The sequence below is a fragment of the Saprospiraceae bacterium genome (assembly GCA_016715965.1).
Taxonomy (GTDB): Bacteria; Bacteroidota; Bacteroidia; order Chitinophagales; family Saprospiraceae; genus Vicinibacter.
The window spans coordinates 1529546-1556373 of sequence record JADJXG010000001.1; the positions used below are offsets into that span (position 1 = coordinate 1529546).

The following is a 26828-nucleotide window of genomic DNA, read 5'->3' on the forward strand; positions in this document are numbered from 1 at the left end:
ATTTATTTTCAAACTAAATGGTACGTGATATGAGAGTAGCGATTCTGGAGGATATTAAGGAAATTGCAGAACGACTCCAACAGTTGTTTGGATCACAAAAAGATATGGAATGCCGGCAATTGTACCACAATGCTGAGGAAGCCATGCAGTTTCTTCCGGCAAATCCGGTAGATATTATGATCGTGGACATTGGGTTGCCCAATAAATCAGGTATAGAAGCGATCATGTATCTGAGCGAACTCTGTCCGGGTACTCAATTTTGTATGTTTACTGTGTATGAGGACGATGAGAAAATATTTCTATCGCTACAGGCTGGTGCAAGAGGATATATTTTAAAATCTTCTCCACCGGATAAAATCATTGAGGCTGTAAGAGAATTGTACGCAGGCGGTTCACCCATGAGCCCCAGCATTGCCAGAAAAGTGTTGAACTTTTTCAACAAAATTCCCATCGTTTCTAATCAAAATCTCGCCGGACTTTCATCCAGAGAGAATGAGCTTCTCGTGCATTTAGCCAAAGGATTGTATTATAAGGAGATTGCAGATCTGCTGGGTATCACCACCGGTACAGTCAAGCAACACATTCACAAAATTTACGAAAAACTTCAGGTATCCAACCGAACAGAGGCGATTAATAAAATTAACCATCCTCTGAAGTAGATACTAGTTAAAGGTATCTGATGATATAACTTTGGTTATATTCCTGCGTTTAGAGGCCCATCTATTTTTGTGGAATTATTTAACCATTAAATCCATAAAAATGATGAAATTAAAAAAATTACGACTATTGATTGTGCTTGGCTTCTGCGTAACCATCGCATTTGCGCAAACAGGCAATCCACCCAACGAAAAGTGGTACAGACATCTCCGAGGAGACATACACAATGTGGTTAACGATGTAATTCCGGCTCAGGATGGGGGATATTTTGTAATTGGAAGTACAAGATCAACAAAGGATGACTTTAATTTTTGTTATTCATGTAGCTACAAAAGAAATCAGGCTTATGTTATAAAGCTGGATCATCAGGGCAAGCCGTTATGGAAAAAGATTTTACTGCCACCAAATAATCAACTAAATGCATACGATAGTTATGTAAACCATGGCATAGAGGTTAATGATGGGATAGTTCTTGGAGGGTATTTGAGAAATGGGCTTAATCTGAGCAATCAATTTCATTTAGTAAAAATCAATAAAAACACAGGAGATGAAATTTGGGCCAGAAGAGTTGGAGATATCTGGCCAATAGATTTTAATGGGTATAACCCCATTAGGTTTATCAGCACCCAAGAAGGGTTTCTGGTTTGGGCTCAGAGCAGTATAAATACTAGGCACACAGTTCTTGTTAGATTAAGCCATGAGGGAACTGAAATTGCTAGAAGGACAATGGAAGATTTTCGTTTGGAAGCCTCGTGCGTAGTTCATTTAAACAATGATGAAACACCAAGTATTGGAAGTACCTCAGGCAATGTTATAAAACCAACCGCGGAATATCCCATACAAAAGACAGCTGATAATAATTATATTCTACTCGGATATAAAATCAACGAGAACGTTATTGACGAATGTAATTGTTATGATTCCGACCTTAGGCTGATGAAGATTAGTCCTAATTTATCAACAGTCTGGGACCGAAGCTATGGAGGCAATTCACAGGATTCCTGGAGAGATATGGTAGTCCATCCGAATGGTGAAATTGTGATATTGGGCCGTAGCTGCACGGAAGGGACCATACCCTATGGACCTGCCAATGTCAATAGTGAAAGTTGGCTGCTCAAGCTTAACTCTTTGGGAAATTTTTTAGCCGTTCAAAGTTTTGAGCAAGGAAATCCCTTTATCGGTTTTAGAGCGTTTGGTTTAGAACTCACCTGTGACAATAAATTAGCACTGTCAGGTGTTAGTTACCAGGGATTTGTCAACTATCCGGGAATTCAGAAATTGGATTGGGATTTAAAAACACCTATTTGGACGGTAAATTACCCAAATCTTGTCTTTACTGATGAATTTCCTTTTCATGATGTTGTCAGGGACTATTCTGGAAACTTAATCTGTTATGGAAATCAAAATAGATGGGAGACTATTGATATTGTGATTTGGGCACTACAGAGCGAATGTTCCTCATCCGGAAAATGCCAGAATGCTATTCCGATTCAGTGTAGTCAGACTTTAAGCGGAACGACCATCGGTAAAACATCTGAATTTGGTAGAACAGACTATAGTTGTTTAGCAACAAATTCATTGTTCGATGGAGCTGACCAGGTCTATGTTTTGGATAAAAATTCAGGAAGCGGATCATTGCAAATCAGTCTGGTGGCCAATACCGACCTGGACATTTTTCTTTTCGATCGGTGCGATGCCACAGGATTGAATTGCATTGGCAAAAGTACCGAACCACGCAGACCATCCGGAGGCAATGCCGAACTCATCAGATTTGACAATTTACCAGATGGAAGATATTACATCGCAGTGGATGGATTCCGTCCCAGCGAAAATGGTCCATTTGAGTTGACAGTTACATGTGGTAACCTGAGTTGCGTCAATGCAAGAAGTTTAAACTGCAACACACCAGTCACCGAGACAAACTCCGATGGGGTCAACAATGTCAGCACTTATTGTGGACTGACAAATACCAAAGGTACACTCAACGGATTTGCAGGTCGCGGCAAGGAAAAAGTATACAGCTTTAATATTGATGCAACACAGATGGTAAGAATAGATTTGACTGGTATGTCTCAAGGTAGTGATTTCGATATCTACCTTTTATCAGAATGCAACCCGGACAAATGCGTATCATCCAGTTTTAATGCCGGTACGACGAATGAATTGATCAATGTGACCTTAAATCCAGGCTTGTATTATGTGGTAGTAGAATCTTATTATGATCGTGTGGGTAGCTATACCCTAAGGGTGAATTGCACGACCGGAGGGGGAAGTATCCCAAGACCTCGTATCGTAATGCCCACCAACCTATCGGTTGAATCGGGTGAAGATGTGAGTTTTCCGATAACTGCTTCGAATTTTACCAATATGGCCGCGATGGAGTTTTCACTCAAAGCAGATGATCCTAATATTTTAAATATTTTGGGTATTGAGGGAAAGGCGATTACTCCGGCTTTCAATTTAACCTCTGCATCAAACATTGGAATCAGCTGGTTTTCTCAAAATCAACCCACTGTGACTGTTCCGGATGGTCAGGTTTTGTTTAATGTATTATTAAAAATAAAGGCTGCATCCGGCAAAACAGATATATCCATTACCGATGTTCCAACCGTACCGTATGCTCTAGCCAGCAGAAACGGAAGTCTTCAAACAGTTCCGTTGGATATTGGTAAGGGTTCTGTGGTAATCAATGAAAATTTCATTCAATTATGTGGTGGAATAAGTAGAATAGACAATGTGCCGGTTTCGGATGTCAACTTAATTGTATCTGGATCCAAAGCAGTCAATGGTTACAATCAGAATAATGGAAATTATTGCTTTACGAGTCTGCCCAAAGGAGGAAATTTTACAATTACGCCCGTGAAAAATACACATCTTAGAAATGGAATCAATGGCAGAGATCTTTATTTGATTCAAAGACACATATTGGGTGAGAGGTTACCAGGACCTTACAGGATCATAGCAGCGGATTATGATGGTAACAATGCAATAAACGGCAGAGATCTTTACCTGACACAGCGTTTGATATTGGGAGATTCGCTGATTCCTCCGGTTTCTTCCTGGCGATTTATAAGAAAGAACCAAATATTTTCAGACATTTCAAATCCTTTCATGGATCAACTTCAAACAAATATTACACTCAACAATGTTGGTCAAGCTCAGGTGGGACTGGATTTCATAGCCATGAAGGTTGGCGATGTTGATTATTCTGCGACTTTGCAGGAATCTGTTCTGAAAGTTCGGGGAGCTGCTCCGCTTCAATTAAGTCTATCAAAACATACCGCGATGCAAAATTCAGAGGTGGAAGTTAAATTAATGGTAAAAGGTTTTGACAACATAACTTCATTGGACTATACCTTACAATGGGATACGACAGTTATTCGCTTTTTGAGATTTGAACCACCGGCAGTCAATTCCTTGGGTTTAAGTGCTGGAAACTTTGAATCCACAACAAGCCCTGGGAAAATTGTGTCAACATGGTTCGACAATGGGACCGGTAAGTCTGTTTCAGATGGATCAGTCATTGCAAAATTTATATTCAGGGTTGTAGGACAGGTTGGGAGGAACAGCCCAATTCAGTTTGTCAATAGCCCGGTACCTCTTCAGGCTTATACCCGATCAGGTTTGGTGCAATCGGATACAATCACCGGCCGTGTGACAGTATCAACCATTAATTCTGTTGGCGAAGAGACCGATCTGAATTTTAATGTTTATCCAAATCCAGTGAATGATCAACTTTTAATTGAGAACTTATCCAATACCGTCGGCGCTCAATTTTATTTGTATGATGCCTTTGGCAAAGAAGTTACTCATATTCAGTTATCCACAAATGGCAATTTGATAAATACTGAAGATTTGAAAAGTGGTATTTATTTTTATCGGATTATGATTAAAGATAAATATCTGGTCAATGCTGGTAAACTCATAAAAAATGAATAAAAGAGCTATTTAAGGTTTTACTACTAAAAGTTCTATGTACATTGTTTATCCTGTGCTTTATGAATATCTTTTCATAAAGTGCAGGATAAATATTTTAACAATTGAGTACGGCACCAATTTGCTGCTAAGCGTACGAACATAATCCCATTTAAATGCCCTTATATTCTAAAAATAAATCCCAAATTTCGATCCTTATTTCACATTGAGTTTGACAGCTCGTAAATCCTCCGATCCAAATACTTCTGGAATGGTCTTCTGCAAAATCAAAAACAAAAATGATGGGCAAGTCCTTTTGGATAGAATGCAACTATGTGTATTTCTTTTCTTGAAATTTTATCAATCCTCAGTACCCGACTTCCGCTAATTGTCGTCTGATGATTCGCTGATAGGATGGATGATGTCATTGCCTATATCTGACTTGGCATGATAAATAACCATTTCATTTTTTGAAACCAGTCCCATACTGGTTTTAAGGCAAATCCAGTTTTTGGAGCCGGACCAATTCTCCATAAAAAAACTGAGTCGTTTTCTCAAAGTGCTCTGAATAATCCGTAACCAAAAACTCATTTTGTTTGGGCGATACGTTCAAAGAGAGTAGTTTTTCCTTGGTCAGAATGGATTTTAATTTTTCTGCTACCACCAGAGCAGAATCAATGACTTTTATTTTGAATTGATAGAACGCTTCGATTTCCTTTTTGATCAAAGGATAGTGGGTGCAGGCGAGCACCAGTGCATCAATATTTTTCAAAACAGGATCGGAAAGATATTCTTCGAGTACGACATGGCTGATGTTGTTGTTGTAAAATCCTTCCTCAATCATTGGAGCCAGTAAGGGAGTGGACAAAGCACAAAATTTCAGTCCTGGTTTTCTTCTCGACAATTTTTCCTGATATACACCAGAACCAATGGTGGTCTTTGTGGCGATAATTCCTGGGTGTAGTATGTCATTTGAGGCCACCAGAAACTCCACCATGGGATCGATGACATTGATCACGGGAATTTTACCTTTTAAAGCATCTCTCAAATATTCATAAGCTGCGGCAGAAGCTGTATTGCATGCGATGACAAGAGCTTTGCAATTTCTCTGATCTACCAGATATTCCGCAAGGCGGATGGAATACTGCCGGATGAGCTGAATGGATTTATCTCCATAGGGCATGTGAGCTGTATCGCCTACATAGATGAAATGTTCTTGGGGAAGAATTTGGTGAATGGCCTGAGCTACGGTCAATCCACCGATTCCGGAATCAAAGATCCCAATGGGTCTGCTATCTCCTAGATTAGATTCCAAGTTTGGTTTTCACCAATTTTGTAACATCCATCGACTCTTCTGCGAAAAGTAAAATTCCCGAGCTGGAATCAAAAATATAGGTGAATTGATTTTCTTTGGCAACCTGTTTAATGATCTCATTTATTTTGTCCAGAATAGGTTGCAATACTTCCTGCCTTTTGGCCATTAGTTGTTTTTGCATTTCCTGCTCGTATTCTCCTAATTTTGCTTCTTCCAGTTTCAGCATCTTGGCTTCTTCTTCGAGCGCTTTGGGAGATATTTCTCCGCTCTGCTCACGTCTTTGGAGATCTCTGTATTTACCTTCCAATTCCTGTACCATTTGCTGACCCTTTTTCTCCAGTTGAGATTGAAATGCCTGCAGGTTGGCATCTGCTTGTTTCACTTCCGGTATTTCTGATAGCAAAGCCTGGCTATTGACATATCCAAATTTCTGAGTCTGCGCATCCAAACCGATCAAAGAGCAGATCAATGAGAAAGCTAAAGTTAATATGTTGATTTTCATACTATTGAAATTAAAAGGCTGCAAAGATATTTTAAATTTATAAAATAAAACCGGTTTATTTGGACAAACCTTTGAGCTTCTTGATGATGTCCTCTGTTTTGTCCAGCTCCTTGTTGTAGTAGATAATGCCGGCCGTGCCGCTGGTATCAAAAATGGCATCAAGGGACCTGGCCAGTGCATAATCCTGAATGGCTGCATATACCTTGTCCTGAATGGGTCTGACCAGGTCTTGTCTCTTTTTAAAAAGCTCGCCGTCCTCGCCAAATTTGTCTTTCTGAAGTTTTCTGGCGTCTTTTTCCCGATTCATTATCTCCTCTTCCTTGAGTTTTCTTTGCTCATCTGTCAGAAGGACCTGTTCTGCCTGGTATTTATTGTACAAAGCTTTAATTTTATCATACTCTACCGCAATTTCTTGTTTCCAGACTGCTGCCACCCGATCCAGTTCGTCTTGTGCTTTTTTATAATCATCCAGGTTTTCGAGCACCTGATTGACATCCACAAGGGCAAATTTTTGTGCCTGAGCGGTAAGTCCCAGAGCCAACATTAAAAGAGAGGAGAAGAGCAATTTAAATTTATTCATGGTTTTAATTTTGAGAATTATGGATTAGACAAGCGGTGATCAGATAAGTTTCTTAAACGAATGTTAAAACATCTTAGTACCGCTGTTTCACATTTTTGTATTGTTTGAATAAAAACGATCGAGGGAAATTAAAAAGAAGACTGTCCGAAGTCAATATCCACTATCGGGCTTTTTTATAGACTGGAACGGTTGAGCAGGGTTCTCCGTACATGATACTATTGGCAAAGGGGATGAGTTTGGAAGTGACCAACAGATAGGCGGAAGCAGGGACTTCCAGATCGCTGCAGCCCTTGATAACCACTTTTGCAGATTCGTATTGACTCCAATCTTCTTGGTTGATATTTTCACCAATGACTTGCCGGGTGACTTCTGCCGGGTTCCCAAATCTCAGAGCGATCTCTTTTTCTGCGGCGTGTTTGGCTATCAACATATAGGCCCATGTCGGCACGATGGCATCGTTTGAGCACCAAACAGCCAACATTTTGTTTTCGTATTGATTCCAATCCAATTCTTTCAAAGCCTGTCTGAAATCAGCTTCTTTTAATATCCACTCTTTAAACAGAAATGGTTTGAGGTCAAAAGACACGATGGGTTTTTGAGGAAGGTATGGTTCGAGCTTTATGGTGACCAGTTTGCTGTTGCTCACCCGGTTGACCAAGGTCGTTTCATTGCTCATCTTCGGATTTTTCATTATCCAACACCGGAGCGAGCTCGATGGTTTCCTCGATGGGCGGTGCTTCTCCGATTTCCTGATCAGGTGGAGCAAAATCTTTGAGTTTGGGAAGATCGGACAGACTTTTTAATCCAAAATATTCCATAAACCTTAAACTAGTGCCCAGAAGAATGGGTTTTCCGGGTCCTTCGCTTCTTCCTTTAATTTCGATTAGTTCTTTTTCGAGCAATTTTTGGATCGAATGATCGCTGTTGACACCGCGTATTTGCTCTACTTCAGATTTCGAAATGGGTTGTTTGTAAGCAATGATGGCCAGTGACTCCATGGCAGCCCGAGATAGCTTTTTCCGATTATTGATCTTAATGTAGTCGGCTATCAGAGGAAAGTAATCGGGTTTGGACAAGAATTGAAAACCATCGGCGATTTCTTTGAGCTCAATGCCAAATTCTGGTGATTCGTATCTCTGGCGGATAGCCTCCAGAGCCTCATCGATAAGCTCTATATGAATGCTCAGGCCCTGGTTGTTTTCAAGGCAATATTTAATGTCTTCTTTGAGAATGGCTTGTGGCGCCGCAAAGATGAGACTTTCTATAGCAGGTATGTATTGGCTTGATTCCATGGTGCAAAGTTAGAAAACAGTCAGAGAGTAGGAGTCAGAGGATGAAATAAAATAGAAAATGGATTCTTTATTTAAAAAGACAGGGCACCACCCCGAGCGGGGCAGCACCCTGCATAACCCCAAAAAACCAAGTGAAAACTAATATCTTTAATGCTTATGGAAAATTTCAATCAAGGAGTTACAATAACAAGAACACAAATATGGTGATTTTGATTTTAGCCGGGCAGAAAAAACCTTTGTTTTATGTTAAATTATTAACCTGCTTTATTTTTTGATCCCTCTTTTATCCTTAAAAAACTTCTTTAGCAGGAGACCTGCCTCCTCAGAGCATAAGCCAAATTCGACCTGAGTCTTGGGATGGAGCAGATCTTTACCATAACGCATAAATCCAAGTTTTTCGTCTTCTGCCCCATACACCAGACGACCGAGTTGAGACCAACGAAGAGCTCCTGCACACATCACACAGGGTTCGAGGGTGACAAATAGACTGCAATTTTTTAAATACTTGCTTCCCAAAAATTCAGAACCGGATGTGATGGCCAACATTTCAGCATGCGCGGTCACATCGTGCAATAACTCCGTTTGATTGTGAGATTTAGCCAATATTTTGTTTTGGTGCACAAGGACGGCTCCGATCGGTATTTCACCCGCCAATTGGGCTTTTCTGGCCTCAGCCAGTGCCATTTTCATAAAATATTCATCGTTGAAAACTGATAGCAAAATGATAAAAATTTAATGGATTAGAGGCGTAAAGATATATCTTTGCAGATGGAAACAAACTTCTTCGCAGCACAATTTCCGGGTCAGGAAGCTCTGACCTTTGATGATGTTTTACTGGTTCCTTCCTATTCCGAGGTATTGCCCAGAGAAACGGACATTAGCACCCGGTTGACCACTGATATCAGGATTCACGTACCCATCGTTTCAGCCGCTATGGACACCGTTACCGAAAGAGACCTGGCCATCGCAATGGCCCGGATGGGAGGAATTGGCATGATCCACAAGAACATGAGCATCGAACATCAGGCTTCTGAAGTCCGCAGCGTGAAACGCTCTGAAAGCGGTATGATCATCGATCCCGTAACCCTTAAAGCGGATGCAAAGGTAAAGGAAGCACTTGCCCTGATGGAGCAACACAGCATTGGCGGTATTCCGGTGATCGATGAATCCAGCAAACTGGTGGGCATTCTCACCAACCGCGATTTAAGGTTTGAGGCGCATCCCAACCGACCGATTTCTGAAATTATGACACGGGAAAATCTGATCACTGCACCGGTTGGAACCAATCTGACCAAAGCAAAATCCATTCTCCAGAAATACAAGATCGAAAAATTGCCCGTGGTCAAGAAAGATGGAACCCTCATGGGTTTGATTACCTACAAGGATATTATGAAGTTGGAGAATTTTCCAAATTCGTGCAAGGACAATTTAGGTCGTTTGGTGGTTGGAGCAGCAGTGGGCATTGCCTCCGATACGATAGAAAGGGTGGAGGCACTCGTAGCTGTAGATGTCGATGTGATTTGTGTGGATACAGCCCATGGACACAGCAAGGGAGTACTTGATATGATCAAGTCCCTCCGAAAAAAATTCAAACATCTGCAGATCGTCGGAGGCAACGTCGCCACTGGAGAAGGCGCTTTGGCTTTGGCTCAAGCAGGTGTCAATGGGGTCAAGGTGGGAGTCGGACCCGGTAGCATTTGTACCACCCGTGTGGTGGCGGGGGTCGGTGTTCCACAGCTGACCGCGATCGCATTGGCGGCACACGCATTGAAGAAAAAAGGAATCCCCATTATTGGCGATGGAGGAATTAGATATACCGGTGACATACCCAAGGCCCTCGCGGCAGGAGCAAGCACCATCATGGCGGGATCGCTTTTTGCAGGGACCGAGGAAGCACCGGGTGAAACCATCATTTTTGAAGGAAGAAAATTTAAAGTGTACCGTGGTATGGGTTCCATTGGCGCCATGCAGCAAGGATCCAAAGACCGTTATTTTCAGGATGTGGAAGACGACATCAAAAAACTGGTGCCGGAAGGCATCGAAGGAAGACTTCCATTCAAAGGAAAAGTCTCAGAAGTCATGGTTCAGTATATTGGTGGATTGAAGGCCAGCATGGGATATGTGGGAGCAGCCACCATTACTGATTTACAAAATGCAAAAATGGTACGCATCACCAATAGCGGTATCACTGAATCCCATCCCCACAATATCACCATCACCAAGGAGTCCCCGAATTATAGCAGGAGGTAAGGGTGTGATACAACGATGGAAAAATATAAATATAAATATAGGATTCCATCTGCCCGATTAACAAATTCGGATTACGGTTCTGCTGCATTGTATTTTATGACCATCTGTACCCATAATCGTCATTACTATTTCGGTGATATTTTGGATGGAAAAATGCAATTATCAGAAATCGGTAATATCGTTGAAATCGAATGATTGAAAACATTTGATATACGTCAGGATATGAATTTAACCAAAGGCCATTATATTGTGATGCCAAACCATTTTCATGCCATCGTAGTCATTGGTAAAATCCATATAATACGAAACATGATTCCGATCGTAGAGACACCATGCATGATGTCTATGCGATAAATACCAATTCCAACAATCCCCCAAAAACAGATTTGGTCCCCAATCAAAAAATTTGGCTTCGATGATTCGTGGATTTAAATCGGCTGTAACCATTACTACCCACTAAATCAATCCTCAATTTCAGTGGCAATCAGGTTTCCGCGAAAATATAATTCGCAATGAAGATTCATATCATCGCATTTCAAATTACATCATTTATAACACATCCAATTGGATAGAGAATAAATTTTGTGATGATAGATAGAATTAATTAGCATCCAGATTTGTATAAAACTATTTCGCAATATCTTTCGAATGAGAATCTTACATTTTGAGTACTACTGATCATATTGCTTAAAATGTAATAAATACCACAATACTTTGTCCTCTTTTCTTTCACCAATCATTAGATTGTATTATATTTGTATAGATATTCACTTCAAATGTGGATAAAGATCAATTATTTATTTACAAAAAATCGAATGTGATGAAAGAGAAACTATTTTGTGCAATACTTATTTTAATCGGGCAATTTGCGGTAGCCCAGGATTATTGGGAGTGGGTGGATTCACCTCCCATTGGTTTGGTCAATTCCTTCGTACTGGATAAGGATGGACGTATGTATCAAGCGGTTTGTGACAGGATATACTATTCTGATGACCATGGCTCAAGCTGGGAACCTACCCAATTTTATTTTGACAATTGTTTTCCTTCCACATTGGCCATCAACAAAGATGGATTTCTTTTTGCGAGTACCATTTCAGAGGGCATCTACCGATCTGCAGATCGAGGCCAAACCTGGAAGCATCTGACCAATGGCTTGCCGGCTTGCTGCATCCAATCGATTGCATTTAATTCTGCAGGTCATATTTTTGTGGGGTCAAGAACCATGGGAATTTATATCTCTAAAGACAAAGGAGAGAGTTGGACAGAATTTAATGCAGGATTACTTCATTTAGGTGTAAGTGTGATTAGAATTAACGATAAGGATCATATTTTTGCCGGTACGGATCAAGGTATAGTATATAGATTTACGCAGCAGGGTTCCAAATGGTTTAATATAAACAGAGGCTTGAAGGGCGACAAGATTAATGATTTGGCCATTAATTCCAAAGGTCATCTCTTTCTTGGAACCAATAAAGGTGAATTGTATCGGTCTACCAATAATGGTGACCAGTGGACCCAATGTCTGAACAATTCTGCTTTCAAAACATCTTCGATTCGGTCAATTGTCATCAACCGTTTTGATGATATTTATATTGGGAGCCCCCATGGTGTATTGCGCAGCACCGACAATGCCCAAAATTGGACTTGGTTTAATCAAGGGTTGACCAATACCTATGTGTGCAAATTGGGCATCAATGCAAGAGATCAGATTTTAGCAGGAATTGAAATCGGAGTATTCAGGACCAACTCGTTGGTGAGTTCAACCAAAGAATTGTCAACATTGTATCCAAAGAATTTTGTTGAACAAAATTCTCCCAACCCGTTCAGCTCAACTACCCAAATTCCTATTTATTTGATGCGTGGTGATCGAATGACGGTAGATATTTTAGATGAATTTGGAAGAACCATAGACAACTTAAGGAATGAACCAATGGTGCAGGGTAGACAAATGATTGAATGGAATGCAGAATCTCACCCTCCGGGAATTTACTATTGCAGAGTAAGAGCAGCTGACTTTATACAAACGATTAAATTGATTGTGGTGAAATAATTTATTTTAATGCTGAACTTTGGATGTTTTGGTTCAGAACATTTTTTGAGCGATATCAAGGATTTAATTCAAATGGGAGGAGACTTGTTTTTATGATTCACAAGAATCAGCTTGGATATTGGAAAAGTCTCGTGGATTAAATCAAATACGTCAAATAAATGATTATTGTCAGGGCAGTTTACTGGTTATTCTCACGAAGGTCTCGAATTTTAATATCAAAGTCAATGCCATGCAATAATGATTTTGTTGAAGGATTGCTTAGGTGGGGTTACAGTTGGAATAAAAGCACGAAGGACACTTTTTTCTATGCCCCCCTATAATGCAAACAAATCCTGCCTTGGCTTAAGATAAGCTTTCTTTTATGTGGTTATATTCACTTAAATTCATGATTCATTTGTTTCTTTGTCCTCGCAATGAATCAACTGTCTTCTGATCTTCGAGTTTGTCATACCATCAAGGCGGTTCATTCATTCAATTTTAAAATCAATTGATTCAACCACGATTATGAAAAATATTTTTCTTCTTATTGCTCTGATGGCCATCAGCGCTCAAACTCGTGCACAGCAAGAAGCTTTATGGCTTCGGTATCCTTCCATTTCTCCGGATGGAAAAACCATATTGTTTAGTTATCAGGGAGACCTTTACAGTGTTTCATCAGAAGGCGGTGTCGCTACTCCACTGACCGTACACGAGGCATACGATTTTATGCCGGTTTGGTCACATGATGGACGTCAGATCGCTTTTGCCAGCGACCGCTATGGGAATTTTGATGTATTTGTGATGCCAGCCACCGGAGGCTCAGCCCAACGCCTGACTTATCATTCGGCCGGTGAATTTCCCAGTGATTTTTCGAGCAACGATCAAGAAGTAATCTACAGTTCCAGCCAACTGGATGCAGCTTCTCATCAACAGTTTCCCTCGGGAATTCTTCCGGAACTATACCGCATCTCCGTAGCTGGGGGAATGCCTCGTTTGTTGCTGACGACGACCGCGGAAGCTGCCAAATTCAATCGCGATGGATCTCTGCTGGTCTTTCACGATCGGAAGGGCTATGAGGATGAATTTAGAAAGCATCATACCAGTAGTGTGGCCAGGGATATTTGGAAATATGAAGTGAAGTCCGGTAAATACACCCGTCTTAGCAAATTTGAAGGAGAGGACCGACATCCTGTAATTGCTCCGGATCAACAAAATTGCTATTTTCTGAGTGAGCGAAGTGGCAGTTTTAATATTTGGAAAATGAGATTGGATGGAAGCAATCCAATACAGCTCAGTTTCTTTCAACGGCATCCTGTTCGGTCCTTGAGCATAAGCAATGAAGGTATCTTGTGCTTCAGTCAGGATGGAATGTTGTACACCATGAAGGAAGGTAGTGAAGCAAAAAAAATCACCGTTAAAATTTTAAACGACAAGCGTTATAATCCTTCAAAAACCATTTCGGTGGGCAATGGAATTTCAGAAATGACGCTGTCTCCCAATGGGAAAGAAGTGGCCTATGTCCATAGAGGTGAGGTTTTCGTTTCTTCTGTCAAGGAGGGCCACACAAAAAGAATCACCAACACTCCGGAACAAGAGAGATCGGTCAGTTTCAGTCCTGATGGTCGAAGCATTCTCTATGCCGGCGAACGCAATGGTAGTTGGAATATTTATCAAAGTACCCTGGCACGACAAGAAGAAAAGTTTTTTTTCAATTCAACCGTTCTGAAAGAGATTGCATTAATTGCGACTGATGCTGAAGAATTTCAACCGGCCTATTCTCCGGATGGAAAGGAAGTTGCCTATTGGGAAGAGCGCACGACATTGCGCGTGTTCAACCTATCCAGTAAAGCAACCCGAACAGTTTTACCGGGAGATCGCAATTACAGTTATGCAGACGGAGATCAACATTTTCGTTGGTCACCTGACAGCAAATGGTTACTGGCAGAATTTCTTCAGCCCAATCAGTGGATTGGCCAGGCAGGTCTCGTAGATGCCGCAGGAGGTAAAGAACCAATCAACCTTACAAAAAGCGGATACAGCAATTTTCAGCCCAAATGGATGATGGATGGGAAAATGATGCTGTGGTTTAGCGATCGGGATGGAATGAAAAATGACGCCAGCTGGGGAGGTCAGGCAGATGTCTATGGAATGTTTTTTACACAGGAGGCCTACGACCGATTTATCTTGAGCAAAGAGGAATATGAAATTTTGAAGGAGGAAGAAAAAGAGAAAAACAAGGAGAAAGAAAAAGAAAGCAATCCAGCAGAGGACAAGTCCAGAAATAAATCCGAAACGGAAACAAAAGAGAAAAAAGAGGAACAAAAAAAGATAGAGCCTCTGAAATTTGAATTGGATGGGATTGAAGACCGGAAACAAAGACTGACCATACATTCTTCCCTGCTGGGTGATGCCATCCTTTCCAAAGATGGTGAAAAGATGTTTTATTTGGCCAGGTTTGAAAAAGGCTTTGACCTTTGGCAGACAGAATTGCGCACAAAAGAAACCAAGATTCTCCTGAAGTTGGCAGCTGATGGAGCCGGTTCTTTAACGCTTGATAAAGAAGGCAAATTCATTTATCTCTTGACCGATGGAAAAATGATCAAGGTCGAGGTGGAAAGCGGAAAGCAGGAAAGCATCGGAATAAAAGGTGAAATGACCCTCAACGAAGATGTGGAGCGTTCCTATTTGTTTGAACACGCGTGGAGACAGGCCAAGAAAAAATTCTATGTAAAAGATTTGCATGGGGTGGATTGGGAAGGATACAAAAAAGATTACAGCCGTTTTCTGCCCTACATCAACAACAATTTTGACTTTGCAGAAATGATGAGCGAGCTATTGGGAGAATTAAATGCCTCGCATACAGGAGCTCGTTTTCGTCCGTCCGTTCCCCTGGGTGATCAAACGGCATCATTGGGATTATTTTATGATCAGACTTATACCGGCAATGGTCTGCGAATTCAGGAAGTGATGGCCAAAAGTCCGGTCATCCAAAACGGATCTAAAATAAGAGCCGGAGTGATTATTGAAAAGATAGATGCCAATACAATTACAACGGAGACCAATTACCACAGCCTGCTCAATCGCAAAACCGGCAAACCCACCCTTTTGTCACTTTACGATCCTGACAGCAAAACCCGCTGGGAGGAGGTGGTCAAACCCATTGGACTCGGAGAAGAGGGAGAGTTGCGCTACAAACGATGGGTAGAACGTTGCAGGCGCATCGTGGACAGTCTGAGTGGAGGCCGCATTGGTTATGTCCACGTTCGCGGAATGAATGATCAGAGTTACCGCACCGTGTATGAGGAAGCTCTTGGAAAAAATGCCGGAAAAGATGCGCTGGTGGTGGACACCCGTTTCAACGGAGGAGGATGGCTACACGACGATCTGGCTACTTTTTTGAATGGCAAAACCTATATGACCTTTATGCCCCGTGACCAAAACATCGGCAATGAACCTCAATTCAAGTGGCGAAAACCAAGCGCAGTAGTGATGAGCGAAGGCAATTACTCGGATGCCCACATGTTTCCATATACTTATCGCGCGCTGGGGATTGGTAAGTTGATTGGTATGCCAGTTCCGGGTACCGGTACCGCTGTGTGGTGGGAAGGACTTCAAAACGGAGTGGTCTTTGGAATACCGCAGGTGGGAATGGTGGATACCAATGGCAAATACCTCGAGAATCAACAGTTGGAGCCGGATTTGCTGGTACCCAATGATCCCGACGAGTTGAGCCGCGGTCGCGATCAGCAATTGGAAGCGGCAGTAGAAGAGCTTAAAAAACAAATTGGAAAGTGATTCGCAGGGTCCAAAGCACTCCAAAATCGCTATGATAAAATATCTAATCAAACACTAAAACCATTTTGGAATATAATGGGATTCTTGAAGAACCTCCTTTGGATCGCTTATACGAACGCAACAACAACAAAGAAGAAATGAAACAGCCAATATGGAAGAATTAATATCTCCAAAATACCAAATAAAATAAGCTGATATTTTTTTTTGAGCTGCTGACTTTCTTCATTAGAAAATCGCATGTTGTAGGATAGATTTGTTTTAAACACTCCTGTACAAATTTCGGTCCAGTGGAGCCACCATATTTGAATCCAAGTGGCTTGCATTTGAACATTATCAGCTTATCTTAATTCTGTGTTTATAAATTCTCCATAATTCCACGGTACTCCCTTCCGATGGGAATAGAAATTCCATTTATTTCAACTTGTTCTGATGTGTATGATTCAACTTTGGTCGTTGAGATGATAAAGGAACGGTGTATTCTCTTAAAAAGTTTTTCAGGAAGCAGGCTTTCCATTTCATGGGTACTCAACTTTGACGTAAATTGATTTTTGATCGTCACAATCTTGATATACTCCCTTTGACTCTCAATGTATAAAATATCGGAATAGAGAATTTTCACTTTTTTCTTTTGAACATTCAGAAAAATGTAGTCTTTCCTGGTAGGTGCATCATCAGTCTCTGAACCATCTTGGCGAGTGATCTTTACCTTATTGACGGCGACCAAAAAGCGTTCGAATGAAAAGGGTTTGAGAAGATAGTCTGTCACATTCAGATCATAACTCTGCAAGGCATATTGATGATAGGCGGTTGTAAAAATAACAGCCGGCGGGTGAACCAGGGTTTTCAGGAAATCTATTCCCTTTAGTTTTGGCAGATGTAAATCAAGGAAAATGAGATCAGTTTTATTTTCACGCAGAAATTCAATAGCCAGCAGTGCATTTCGGAAACTTCCTTCTAGTTCCAAAAATGGTACCTGTCCTATATATTCGATGAGTACTTTCATGGCCAAGGGTTCGTCCTCAATCACAATGCACTTGATATTAGACATGGCTTGTCAAATTAATTTTTAATGTAACTACAAAGACGGAGTCAACGGAATGGAAGCTCAAGTCGTAATCAGTATAAAGCAGTTGAAGTTGCTTTTTGACATTCGTAAGTCCAATGTTTTCCTTCATCATCTTTTCTTCTCCGGAATATTCGTTTGAATTTTTTACCTTGAAGCACAATTGATTGTTTTGAACAGAGAGATGGATATCCACAAAGGGCAAATGACTGGATTCAGAGACACCATGCTTGAATGCGTTTTCGACCAGGGGTATCAACATGAGAGGCGGCAGTTTCTGTTCCTTATCATCTATGTCATATACAAAATTTACTTTGAGAGAATCATCATACCTCAGTTTTTCAAGGGCAATATAATCGTTGACAATGGCTATTTCTTGCTCCAGGCTGATAAACTTTTCACTGGTTTCATACAGCATGAATCTCAATATGGAAGACAATCTCAAAATAGATTCCTGAGTCTGGTCTGATTTCTCAATGGCCAACGAATATATATTATTCAATGTATTGAATAAAAAATGAGGATTTGTTTGGGACTTGAGGTAATTCAATTCTGCTTCTTTTTTTTCAAGCAAGAGTTGTTGGGTGACTTGTTTAAGTCTGTAATTATCGTATAAAAGTTTAGACAGACCAAAGAAAATAAAGGAGCTGAATCCGCCCTGAGCTTGAAACAAAACATCTTCCATCATTCTTTGATACGCGGTGTCTGGAACGATGCTTACATGCCTTAAAATGGTATAAATCTGACATTGGACTCCCAGTACTTTCCAGCCATACAATCCAAATGAAAGGAGTATAAAGTGTAAGCCTGTGAAAAGGATCCCGGCCAGAAAGTTGACATAGATCATTTTTCTCTTCTTTATGATATAGGGTACGCTCCATTCAAAGAAAAGCAAATGGACCCCCGTAATAAAGACTGCTCTCCATACCTCATTCAATACTTGTGGAACAAAGGTTTCTTCATGTGTCATGAATGCAGAAAAAATCCATAACAAAAGCCAGGCAAGCCCTGACCACAAATAAAATTGATATCGATTGAAGGCCGAAGAAAATTTCATACCTGTTTTTAAGGGCAAAGTTCAGCAATTGTTTTTACATCTGCTCTCTCACGATACAAGATCTTTGTGTCGTTTGTAGACCATTTCTTGTTGTTTGTTGACGCAGCGCTTATTAACAGATTACATTGGTATAACATTGCACCGTATTGTATCAGCTTATTGAATTTTTTTCAGTTTAAACTCAAATAGATTTATATACATGAAACAGTTCCTTCTATCCGCATTCATTCTCATCTTTGGATCTTGCTTCCAGGTAGCTTTTGGTCAGGACAAGGTAGTAGATCTTCCCATGGATCAATTTGACAAAATCTTGTCGGAGCATTTCAAACCAAATGAAACAGGTGCTACTGTTTTGGTTTCAAAAAAAGGACAGGTTATCTATCATAAGGCTTTCGGTATGGCGAATCTTGAATTAAATGTGCCCATGCATACAGATCATGTATTCTGGTTGGCTTCCATTGGTAAGCAGTTTACTGCGGTCGCCATCCTCCAATTGATCGAAAAGGGAAAATTAGAACTGCACGACGAAATCACCAGATTTATTCCTGATTATCCTACGCAGGGAAATAGAATCACCATTGAACATTTGCTCACCCATACCTCTGGCATTCATAATTATTCAGGAATCAAAGACCCGGAAAAGAAATTGGCGGTTGATTGTAAACCGGAGGAGGTCATAGATTTCTTCAAGAACCTGCCAATGCGATTTGCACCGGGAACAAAATGGGAATACAGCAATTCTGGATACTTTTTACTGGGTTACATTATTGAAAAAATTTCCGGTAAAAAATATGCAGAATACCTGGATGAAAATATTTTTAAGCCATTGGGAATGGCGAATACCCATTTTGCCAATAACAAAAGAATTATTAATAACCGTGTGGGTGCTTATAGTATGGGAAACCAAGGTTATGAAAACTCGAGATATTTAAATGAGACGATTATTTTCTCTGCCGGAGCAATCCAAACCACGGTTTCAGATTTTTTTAAATGGCATGAGGCAGTTCATTCTTACAAATTGGTCAGGAAAGAAACCATGGACAAAGCTTTCAACCGATATAAATTGTCGGATGGGCAAGAAGTGGACTATGGCTATGGTTGGCGTCTTGGATACTTGTACGATCGTCCAAGCATTTGGCACGGCGGGATGATCGAAGGTTATGGAACCATGGAACTCCATTTGCCAAAGGATGATGTATTTATTGTGATCTTAACAAATTGTGATTGTACTTATCCCAAGGATATTGTCAGGAGATTGGCCGCATTGACCATCGGAAAGCCCTACCAATATGAGGAAATCATCATTGATAAAAAAGTGTTGTCTCATTATTCAGGACTTTATGAAAATCAAATGGGTCGCCAACATCTGATTACAGTCATTGAAAATCAACTCTATTTTCATTCCGGCAGAGGACCCAAATTCCAATTAAAGCCCTATCAAATAGACAAGTTTTATTTCGCAGATGATTTAATGGAAACCATTGAATTTGATAGAAATCATCAGGGAGAAATAGTCTCATTCACTCTCCAGAAACTCACTGGAAACGAATCATTCCTTAAAACAAATAAACCGATTCCGGATGAAAACGGAATCAAGCTGGAAGAGAAGATTTTAGCAAGTTATGAGGGTGATTATGAAATTCCATCGGCTTTCACTTTTAAGGTTGTCCGGGATGAATCGCGAATCTTTATAAAAGTAGTCGGACAAGACCCGTTTGAAATTTATGCTCAGACAGAAAACAAGTTTTTTGCCAAGGTGGAAGATGCTCAATTTGAATTTATGAAAGACAGTGCGGGGAAAATTACAAAAGTAATCCTGAACCAGGGAGGAAGACAAATTGAAGCGATCAAATTAAATGAACAATAGAAATTTTATAAAGCTGTAATCATAAAAAATGAATGACATATCTATCTTCAGACTTTATCTATTGAGAGCGGTCTACCTTTTTGTAGCAGTGGGACTGGGCTTTACAATATGGCCTACCATCATTGGACACACATCCATTCTGCCTTTATGGCGTGGTGTTGGATGTAGCATGCTCGCTGCTGTATCCATTCTTGCATTAATTGGAATCCGTTATCCTTTGGCCATGTTACCCATTCTTTTCTTCGAACTCATTTGGAAATCTGTCTGGCTTATCGCCATTGCGCTGCCACTTTGGACTTCAGGACAAATGGATCAGATAAATTTGAATACGACCTATGATTGTTTGACAGGAGTCATTTTTCTTTTTGTCATTCCCTGGAAATATGTTTGGTTTCAATATGTAATTAAGAATGGGGACCCCTGGCGTTAAAATTTTTTAAATCCACTTCTATGAACGCAAATGAACTAAAGAAAACAGCGAGGTTGACTGGAATCTTCTATCTCCTTTGGATATTTACTGCATTTTATAGTCTTGTATATGTACAATCAAAAACTTATGTCAAAGGAGATGCTGCGGCCACCGCTGCCAATTTTCTGGCGAACGAATTCATATACCGAACAGGGATCGTCAATGGCTTAATTGGTAGCATCCTTTGGATTTTTATCGTTTTGTTATTGTATCGCATGTTTGTGCAAGTTCACAAAGCGCAGGCTCTTTTGATGGTGGTATTGGTATTGGTCCAAATTCCGGTCTTTTTTATCATGAATGCCCTGGATCTGACCTCACTCATGCTTTTTAAAGGTGAAATATTAAAAACATTTGAACTTTACCAACGACAAGATCTGTCCATGTTTATCATAAAAATAAACGACTACATTTCTATTGCGCTTGAAATGTTTTGGGGTCTATGGCTTTTCCCGTTTGGATATCTGGTGTATCAATCAGGATTTATCCCAAGAATATTGGGTACATTTTTGATACTTAATGGAATAGCCTATGTCATTCATTGTTTGACCCATTTAATTTTTCCAATTTATCAGGATTTTGTTTTTAAATTATCGACTCCCATTTGGACTCTGGGAGAAGTTTCAATCATGTTATGGCTAGTAGTCAAAGGGGCTAACATTCATCAGAAAGATCTGTTGGAAGAAAACAAAATTTAATTTTACCCTTTGCAAACAACATATCTTTGGACCAGTCCTGTAAAAACAAATGTGGTAATACAGTAAAAATTTGATCCAACGGAAATGAAAGATTATTCTCTACATTGTATAATTGCTTAGAATGGCAAAAGGCACTTGAGAAATATACAAATTCCTTTGACTGAACAATTTGTCAAAAATGATCATTATCTATGTGAATTTTTAGCTTAAATTTATTTTTTCGTTCATTTGTTATCATCTCTTGGAAACCATTTCCATAATAGTTTTAGCCATCTAAAATTCCCTTCAATCTTGGAAATTTTGAGTAGAATAGAATTCCAAAAACTTAGTCTCAAGGATCTTGATGAACTGCGGGAAATCAGCATAAAGACTTTCTATGAGTCCTTTGCCATGGGCAATACTGAGGAAAATATGAGGAAGTATTTAACTGAGGCTTTTTCTTTAGAACAGTTAAGTGCAGAACTTACGGATGAAAATGTTGAGTTTTACTTTGCAAGCATTCATCAAGAGCGAATAGGATATATAAAACTAAATCATGGTCTGGCACAAACCGAGATGAAGGAAGACAATGCTCTTGAGATCGAACGCATTTATGTTTTACGCAATTATCAAGGCCAAAAAGTAGGGCAAGCCCTTTATGAAAAGGCACTTCATATAGCAAGACAACATAAGCTTGACTATATATGGCTGGGCGTTTGGGAAAAAAATACAGCTGCCATCAGGTTTTATGAAAGAATTGGTTTTGTTGAATTTGACCGGCATATTTTCAAATTGGGCGATGAAGATCAAACAGATATCATGTTGAAAGTAAGAGTAGAGCACAGCTGAGAGATACTTAATTTAATATAACTGTAGAAAAAAATTAGCCGGGACTTCAACTCCGATCAGAGTCAGGGTCCCGGCTACAGGATAGAAGATAGGTTATTGAAATCAATGAACCAGGATGCTTCTAGTGTATGTTTTATTTTCTGACAGAACTTTTAAATGGTAAGCTCCTGAAGGAAGCTGGCTTACATCTAATTGATTTGTATTCGAAAAATCAGATAGATTTTTAGAAAGAATTAATCTACCCTGGGCATCATACCATTGATATTCTTTGATTTTACCTTGGTCTAACAATTCCATAAAGATGAAATCTGATCCCTGGCATCGGATATTCTGCAGAAACAATCTGAGTGCTGGGGTCAATTTTAAATAAGCCATGAGTTGTGCCTACAAGGAGTGATATGGTCTTGCTGTAATGGATTTTATGTAGGAGCAATGTGCCATGTGACCCATCTTTCATTTTGTCCAGAGAAATTGAATTGAACTCAATTTTAATATGGGCCTGCTTGTTTTTTGTCGCAGCAATTAATAGGTCCTTATTTGGCAACAGCTTGATTACTTCATTCTGTCCACAAAACCAAATCGTTCCGTCTTCCAGCTCCACAAGCTTACATAGGAAGGAATAATGCTCTTCTATATTCACATGAAAGAATTGATCGCTCCCAACATCCAAAATATCCAAACCATTTTCATGTTCTACCCAAATCCAGCCACGACTATCTTCGAATAATTGACGAATTTCGCCACCACCCACTGCAAATGGATTAAACGGATCCGGTGAAAATATCTTAAATCGGGAGCCATCGTACCGGTTGAGTCCGTCTTTGGTGGCAATCCAGATAAATCCATCTTTGCTTTGGATCATATCAAAGATCATCTCTTGGGAGAGTCCGTCATTGACCGTCAATCGGGATATGACAGGCACTGATTGCCCGGCCAGCTGTTGTGCAAGAAGAAATAAAATGAAGCACCGTAAAATGGACATTATATGGACTTGAAAAAAGCTGGTGTAAATATTAGTTTTTAACTTTATAAAAATTTAACAATCTAAAAAGTCGATCACTAATAAATGATTAGCTTTTCTATTGAGCTTCTCTTATTGGAGCTTAGCTTAACGAAGTAAACTCCTTTAGGAAGATCGGATACATCAATATCAGAGTTAGCTGATTGATTTAAGCTTTGAGTTAAAGTTATACCTTGCTCATTCAGAATTTCGATGTGGTATATTTCTGTGCCGGAAATAGTCAGTTTATTTTGTGTCGGGTTGGGATAGAAGATGATTGTCTCATCTGAATCAGGGTTATTTGCATCGGTTGATTGGACAGCTTCATAGAGTCTGACAGATTGGAGGGTCCCTAATACAAGGTCTTTATCGCCATCGTTGTCAATATCTGCAAAAACCGGTGCTACAGAGGTTGGCCCTGTAATATCTCTAAAGGGGTTATCTATGCCGGTTTTTTTTGTAAATTTGGCAGCTTGCTTCGAGCCGGTGTTTTCAAAATACAGGAGTTCCGGTGATGACAGGTCATGTCCTATGACTGCGTCGGTTAACCCATCTTCATTGACATCGTGAAATGCAATTTTGGATCTCGCACTCAATCCTGCTGTAGCTATAGGATTCTCCGCTTCATTTCTTGTAAATTTTGGTTCATTCCTAGTGCCTGTATTTTCATAAAACAGAATGTTACCATCCGCATCGGTAATAAACACATCCATGTCCATATCTCCGTCAAAATCCATGAAGGCAGGATAGGTACAGATTCCTTCTGTCAGGACCTGATCCAGGGGATTCATGGCATCAGTGACCCAAACAAAATCCGGGTTCATGGCATTGCCATCGTTTCTGAAGTATCGGATGATATTGACCCACACTCCGGAAAACATATCCATATCTCCATCACCGTCAATGTCTACGAAACTCGGAGCGCAACATCCGGAGTTATTTCTATAATTAACGAGAGGATTGTCAGAACCCGTTTGTTGGGTGTAGGCCGGATTGGATCGGGTTCCTGTATTTCTGTAGAACAGCATTTCATTTGAAGCATATTGCCCTACGAACAGATCAAAATCACCGTCCGCATCAATATCTACCAAAGCCGGTGAAGCGTAGTTAAACAAGCTAACCGGTGCAAATGGATTGATCGTTGCTAATTTGTAATCATATTGCGCATCAGTTCCGTCGGGAATTGCAAGAAGAAGGCAACTAATGGCCAAAATTGATTTAATTTCAGATTTTACCATGATTTTTTCATTTGAAGCAAAAATAGGCATTTTTAGGGCATGGTTTCGATTAAATTTGAGGCGGTGGCAAGCTATTGTATTTGCAGCTGTTTTTGGCTTATCGATCGATTTTGGGGGGATAAAGCAAATTTTCAATTCCGAAAGACCCAATTCAATATGAAATTGGGAAGACTGGTTTCTATTCAGGAAGAACAAATACAAATCAAAATACAATAAAACTCCCTCCCGTGTGAAAAGCCATATATATTTCAAAAGTCAGTCTTGCATGAATCATTGCATCTATACCATTCCTGTACAGTATCAGAATAAGCATAGACTTGAGTGATTCAAATTATCATTAATCGGACGAATCAAAATGATTTGACGAGGATTTAAATGTAATTCCAGGAATATGCATTTGCTGAATTGGTCTTTTGTTTCAAAATATATCTACTGAGTCTGTGTTATTAATTTCAAAGAGGGATTTATGTTGAAGACCAAGATAACGATAATGTGAAATTAACCAAGATGAAGAAACCCCCAATCTCTTCTACTAGGACATTCTTGTACTCTAATAAGATTCATTTAGTATTAATTTATTGAATCTAATATTCTATTTGTATCATATATTGAGATTGGTATTTGCTATGATTTTTCTAGTAAAAACATTCGTTCCGGAAAACGATTATAAGGATAGATAGGGTAGAAAGGGTTTATGGTGCAGAATAGACGGATTAAATATGGTATGATTTCAGATGAATGAATCGGCACTCGATTTGAGTTAATTGCTTTTCAGTTTGGGTAAATAATGGATTTGGAATAGATAGTATTTCACCCTGATCAGCAAATGGAGTCGCGATTAAAAATTGGGTATTTGAATGATCTGCCGGATACATGCTTGATGTAAAATCTATAAGGGAATTAAACCACAAGTGATTCAATGTTCTGCTGAACATGTGAAAGTTTATATTCCTCTTTTTCTGTGACACTAGTTTTTTTTATCAAAAAAAAAATAATGCAATCCCATCGATTAAATCATAACAAATCAAAATTCATGCTTTTTTCTTATTTGAGGAAATTGACTGGAGTAGGTATATCTTTGATTATCACAACCAAATATTGCATCTAGAGATAAATCAATGGATTCATTATCTTTGAAAAGCCTCAATTTGTTTTCTGGTAATGTTAATCTTGTAGTGAAGATGGTTAAAAAATACGCTGGTCATGTGCCCACTTCCTTTTCCAAGGAGGAATGAATTTTCTTCTATAGTTTGATACCATTTATTGGAATACTCGAGAAATTCTACGTCTCTTGAAATAATAAAGTTGGGATGATCAAAGGCAATGTAAATGGACGAAAGATTTTTGGTTTGCACCAAGACGTGGTTGGAAGTATGTAGTATTTTGTTCTCATACAAATGAAAATTGGAAACCAATCCTTCTTGTTTAGAATTCGTCATTGCCATTTCCTTGATTCTTTGCAAAGTCGATTCCAGATCAACGAGTAAACCCATTGCAATATCTTTGTCAAGGTCTCCTGCTTCAAAATAAAATCTAATTTGTTCTAAAGTTATATCAATTACATTGGTGTTCCAGTATTCAAATGTATTGAGATTGGCATATTTGTCCCATATTGTTTTAATCTTAGAGATCAGATCCGGAGGAAATCCATTTGAATCAAAAGGGGCACGAATATACTGTTCTACCTTCCAAACAGTTTTCGCAAAAACATAAAACATGAAAAGTGCCAGATTGGGATAAAGAAAGTAGTAAAATATCGGTAATTCTCTGGTTGCATAAAAAACCTTAGCTTCTTTTTCCTGATCCAGTCCACTCAAATTGATTGAAAGTCTGGTCAGGTATTCCTCTATATTTCTAATTGGATAAACGATATTAGGCACAGAAAACAACTTTAATTTTCCAAGATTGCCAAATAAGTCATTGGTGTCAATGGAGTAATGTTTGATCAGGAATAGCATTTCATCAACCGTATAAAAATGATCAGCCCTGTTTTTCTTATAAATAGCAGTAATACTGCAATTTAACAATTCGGCCAATTCATTCACCCACCTTTTCTTGTCCTTAATATTTTCTTTTAACAAATCGTGAAACCGGTTCTTGATTTCCTGATTAAAATTATTCATATTGTATAAATTTATAAGTTTTTATGGTTTAAAAATATCAATTTTAGCCAAAGATAAGTAATTAGTTACTATTATTTTAAAATTTTGTACAAAAAGTTTAAAAAACTAGTTTAAATCTGTCCAACAAATCCAACACATGACATTCAGAGGCAA

The 26828-nt window shown here is 39.5% G+C and carries 21 protein-coding genes; 9 read left to right on the forward strand and 12 right to left on the reverse strand.

What is annotated here, in order from left to right; translation table 11 throughout:
• The first annotated feature begins 29 nt into the window (after positions 1 to 29).
• Together IPM48_05705 and IPM48_05710 are read left to right on the forward strand one after the other, a co-directional pair.
• Positions 30 to 659, forward strand: a complete 630-nt coding sequence (locus IPM48_05705; GenBank protein MBK9271070.1) for a response regulator transcription factor — start codon at positions 30 to 32, stop codon at positions 657 to 659.
• Positions 660 to 759: 100 nt separating this feature from the next.
• The gene (locus IPM48_05710; protein MBK9271071.1) at positions 760 to 4596 is read left to right on the forward strand and encodes a T9SS type A sorting domain-containing protein; all 3837 of its coding nucleotides are present in this window, start codon (positions 760 to 762) and stop codon (positions 4594 to 4596) included.
• A gap of 469 nt (positions 4597 to 5065) precedes the next feature.
• Here IPM48_05710 and murI read toward each other — a convergent pair whose 3' ends face one another.
• The 6 genes from murI to IPM48_05740 all read right to left on the reverse strand — a co-directional run bounded on the left by murI (position 5066) and on the right by IPM48_05740 (position 8981).
• A complete protein-coding gene (murI, locus tag IPM48_05715) occupies positions 5066 to 5887 on the reverse strand; it encodes a glutamate racemase (GenBank protein MBK9271072.1) in 822 nt (273 codons plus the stop codon).
• Positions 5877 to 6389: an OmpH family outer membrane protein gene (locus IPM48_05720; GenBank protein ID MBK9271073.1), complete on the reverse strand. Its 513-nt coding sequence runs from the start codon at positions 6387 to 6389 to the stop codon at positions 5877 to 5879. Before IPM48_05720 ends, murI begins: the two co-directional genes overlap by 11 nt.
• A gap of 55 nt (positions 6390 to 6444) precedes the next feature.
• Positions 6445 to 6969, reverse strand: a complete 525-nt coding sequence (locus IPM48_05725; protein ID MBK9271074.1) for an OmpH family outer membrane protein — start codon at positions 6967 to 6969, stop codon at positions 6445 to 6447.
• 160 nt (positions 6970 to 7129) lie between these two features.
• A complete protein-coding gene (locus tag IPM48_05730) occupies positions 7130 to 7645 on the reverse strand; it encodes a DUF2480 family protein (protein MBK9271075.1) in 516 nt (171 codons plus the stop codon).
• Positions 7635 to 8261: an SMC-Scp complex subunit ScpB gene (scpB, locus tag IPM48_05735; protein MBK9271076.1), complete on the reverse strand. Its 627-nt coding sequence runs from the start codon at positions 8259 to 8261 to the stop codon at positions 7635 to 7637. Before scpB ends, IPM48_05730 begins: the two co-directional genes overlap by 11 nt.
• Positions 8262 to 8525: 264 nt before the next feature.
• Positions 8526 to 8981 carry a nucleoside deaminase gene (locus tag IPM48_05740; GenBank protein MBK9271077.1) on the reverse strand — a complete coding sequence of 152 codons (456 nt, stop codon included), beginning with the start codon at positions 8979 to 8981 and terminating at the stop codon, positions 8526 to 8528.
• A 48-nt stretch (positions 8982 to 9029) separates the two neighbouring features.
• Between IPM48_05740 and guaB the strand changes: the two genes are divergently transcribed.
• The 3 genes from guaB to IPM48_05755 all read left to right on the forward strand — a co-directional run bounded on the left by guaB (position 9030) and on the right by IPM48_05755 (position 16335).
• The gene (gene guaB / locus IPM48_05745) at positions 9030 to 10511 is read left to right on the forward strand and encodes an IMP dehydrogenase (protein ID MBK9271078.1); all 1482 of its coding nucleotides are present in this window, start codon (positions 9030 to 9032) and stop codon (positions 10509 to 10511) included.
• Positions 10512 to 11331: 820 nt separating this feature from the next.
• Positions 11332 to 12561: a hypothetical protein gene (locus IPM48_05750; GenBank protein ID MBK9271079.1), complete on the forward strand. Its 1230-nt coding sequence runs from the start codon at positions 11332 to 11334 to the stop codon at positions 12559 to 12561.
• A gap of 504 nt (positions 12562 to 13065) precedes the next feature.
• Positions 13066 to 16335, forward strand: coding sequence for a PD40 domain-containing protein (locus IPM48_05755; GenBank protein MBK9271080.1), 3270 nt, complete (start codon positions 13066 to 13068; stop codon positions 16333 to 16335).
• Positions 16336 to 16690: 355 nt separating this feature from the next.
• On the opposite strand, the gene IPM48_05760 is transcribed toward IPM48_05755, so the two are convergent.
• The gene (locus tag IPM48_05760; protein ID MBK9271081.1) at positions 16691 to 17383 is read right to left on the reverse strand and encodes a response regulator transcription factor; all 693 of its coding nucleotides are present in this window, start codon (positions 17381 to 17383) and stop codon (positions 16691 to 16693) included.
• Complete coding sequence (locus IPM48_05765) at positions 17376 to 18455, reverse strand: histidine kinase (GenBank protein MBK9271082.1); 1080 nt, start codon at positions 18453 to 18455, stop codon at positions 17376 to 17378. The genes IPM48_05760 and IPM48_05765 overlap by 8 nt, the downstream gene beginning before the upstream one ends.
• Positions 18456 to 18654: 199 nt before the next feature.
• On the opposite strand from IPM48_05765, the gene IPM48_05770 reads away from it, so the two are divergent.
• The 4 genes from IPM48_05770 to IPM48_05785 all read left to right on the forward strand — a co-directional run bounded on the left by IPM48_05770 (position 18655) and on the right by IPM48_05785 (position 22314).
• A complete protein-coding gene (locus IPM48_05770; protein ID MBK9271083.1) occupies positions 18655 to 20322 on the forward strand; it encodes a serine hydrolase in 1668 nt (555 codons plus the stop codon).
• A gap of 28 nt (positions 20323 to 20350) precedes the next feature.
• The gene (locus IPM48_05775; protein ID MBK9271084.1) at positions 20351 to 20752 is read left to right on the forward strand and encodes a hypothetical protein; all 402 of its coding nucleotides are present in this window, start codon (positions 20351 to 20353) and stop codon (positions 20750 to 20752) included.
• A gap of 20 nt (positions 20753 to 20772) precedes the next feature.
• Positions 20773 to 21486 carry a DUF4386 domain-containing protein gene (locus IPM48_05780; protein MBK9271085.1) on the forward strand — a complete coding sequence of 238 codons (714 nt, stop codon included), beginning with the start codon at positions 20773 to 20775 and terminating at the stop codon, positions 21484 to 21486.
• Between the two features lie 300 nt (positions 21487 to 21786).
• Complete coding sequence (locus IPM48_05785) at positions 21787 to 22314, forward strand: GNAT family N-acetyltransferase (protein ID MBK9271086.1); 528 nt, start codon at positions 21787 to 21789, stop codon at positions 22312 to 22314.
• Positions 22315 to 22416: 102 nt separating this feature from the next.
• Here IPM48_05785 and IPM48_05790 read toward each other — a convergent pair whose 3' ends face one another.
• The 4 genes from IPM48_05790 to IPM48_05805 form a co-directional block, all read right to left on the reverse strand.
• Entirely contained in the window at positions 22417 to 22611 is a 195-nt protein-coding gene (locus IPM48_05790) for a T9SS type A sorting domain-containing protein (GenBank protein MBK9271087.1), read from the reverse strand.
• Positions 22589 to 23296, reverse strand: coding sequence for a hypothetical protein (locus IPM48_05795; protein MBK9271088.1), 708 nt, complete (start codon positions 23294 to 23296; stop codon positions 22589 to 22591). The genes IPM48_05790 and IPM48_05795 overlap by 23 nt, the downstream gene beginning before the upstream one ends.
• A 77-nt stretch (positions 23297 to 23373) precedes the next feature.
• A complete protein-coding gene (locus IPM48_05800; GenBank protein MBK9271089.1) occupies positions 23374 to 24582 on the reverse strand; it encodes a T9SS type A sorting domain-containing protein in 1209 nt (402 codons plus the stop codon).
• Between the two features lie 1097 nt (positions 24583 to 25679).
• A complete protein-coding gene (locus tag IPM48_05805) occupies positions 25680 to 26675 on the reverse strand; it encodes a hypothetical protein (GenBank protein MBK9271090.1) in 996 nt (331 codons plus the stop codon).
• Positions 26676 to 26828: the final 153 nt, after the last annotated feature.